The sequence below is a fragment of the Micromonospora sp. M51 genome, assembly GCF_018070305.1.
Taxonomy (GTDB): Bacteria; Actinomycetota; Actinomycetes; order Mycobacteriales; family Micromonosporaceae; genus Micromonospora; species Micromonospora parva.
In genome coordinates this window covers 1-1201 of sequence record NZ_JAGPXZ010001181.1, presented here as the reverse complement: position 1 = coordinate 1201, position 1201 = coordinate 1, and the positions used below count along the sequence as shown (strand labels likewise).

Annotated in this window: 1 pseudogene; it reads left to right on the top strand. The window is 72.9% G+C overall.

What is annotated here, in order from left to right:
- Positions 1–99: 99 nt before the first annotated feature.
- A pseudogene (locus KBX53_RS33515) lies at positions 100–1201 on the top strand (hypothetical protein); the annotation flags it as partial.

The window sequence follows — 1201 nt, the reverse complement described above, 5'->3', positions numbered from 1 at the left end:
AGCCCCGGCCGTACCGGCCCCGCCAACCCTGGCTGCGCCGATCCACCTCGGCGGCCCGGCCGGACGTGAAACACTCCGGTCGGGACGACGACGGGGGCGTTGGTCGTGTCGCATCCAGAGCAGCACCGCGGGCGATGGCGTCCGCGACTCGACCGGCCGGCGCTCGTCGCGCTGCTGTTCGGGGTCGCCGGTGTCGTCTACCGGCTGATTCTGACGCTCTTCACCGTGCCGGTGTCGAACAGCGACGAGGCGACCTTCGGTCTCGCCGCGCTGCACATCGCCCAGGGCCGGGAACGCCCGATCTTCCTCTACGGCCAGCACTACATGGGGGTGTTGGAGTCGTACCTGGCCGCTCCCCTGGTGGCGGTGTTCGGGCCGAGCTGGCCGGTGCTGCGGCTGCCGATGCTCGTGCTGTACGCGGTCTTCCTCTATCTGATCCACCGGTTGACCCGCCGGCTCTGCACACCGTGGTTCGCCGCCTTCGTGGTGGGTCTGCTCGCGCTCGGGCCGGAACGGGTGGTGCGCGACCAGCTCACCGTCGTCGGTGGGCGGCCGGAGGTGAAGCCGGCGGTGCTGCTGATGCTGCTGATCACCGTGGGGCTGGCCGTCGGCACGGTTCACCGCCGACGCCTCGCGATCGGGCTGTTCGGGCTGCTCGTCGGGCTGTCGGTCTGGTCGGACTGGTTGATCCTGCCGTACCTCGCCGTGGCCGGGCTGGCCCTGCTCTGGGCGGTACGGCGGGAGCTGCTCGGCTGGTCCGGGCTGCTGCTGGTGGCGGGGGCGGTCGTCGGGGTGGCCCCGATGATCGTCGACAACCTGCGGGCCGGGCCCGGTGAGGACTCGTTGTCGGTGTTCCGGGAGGTCAGCACCAAGACCGGGCCGCAGCCACCGTGGTCCGACCGGATCCGGGGTGGCCTGCTGGAGGGGGTGCCGCTGGCGCACGGGCTCTGCCCGGTGGACGGCTGCGGACGCTGGCAACAGTGGTTCGGCGTGCTGTACCCGGTGCTGCTGGTGGCCGGCGCGGCACTCGCGGTGCTCGCGTACCGTCGCGCGGCCGGACCGCCAGGCGCGGAGCGGACCGCGCGGGCGACGCCGCGCGCGGCGCGGGTCGGGCCGGTCGTGCAGCTCGCGCTGATCGCCGGCGCGCGCGAGATTCAGGAAGGACATGTCCATGTGCTCGGCGGCGACATGGCGAGCTCGC